The following is a 236-nucleotide window of genomic DNA, read 5'->3' as shown; positions in this document are numbered from 1 at the left end:
GTACTATATTGCCCGTTGACGTCTACCACGGTAAGCTCGCCTACAGAGTCATCTTTTCCATATGCCTCATCGACGACCGACATTCCCTGGTTGAGTTGTTTCTCCTGTATGTCAGTACGGCCTTTAATAAGACTGCCCGTTTTGCCATGAAGCACATTGGCTGGTAGCGGCCGGGCGCATAGAAGGCTAACGTGGACATACACCTGCAATTGATCCGGGTATATCAAATGAAAGAA

1 pseudogene is annotated in these 236 nt (G+C 48.7%); it reads right to left on the bottom strand.

Features of this window, described 5'->3' with window-relative positions:
* A pseudogene (locus tag ACLJNW_RS28510) lies at positions 1-236 on the bottom strand (hypothetical protein); the annotation flags it as partial.

This window comes from Salmonella sp. SAL4457 (assembly GCF_046548235.1).
Lineage (GTDB): Bacteria > Pseudomonadota > Gammaproteobacteria > Enterobacterales > Enterobacteriaceae > Salmonella > Salmonella enterica.
The sequence above is the reverse complement of the archived record's forward strand: the minus strand, read 5'-3'. Positions and strand labels throughout refer to the sequence as shown.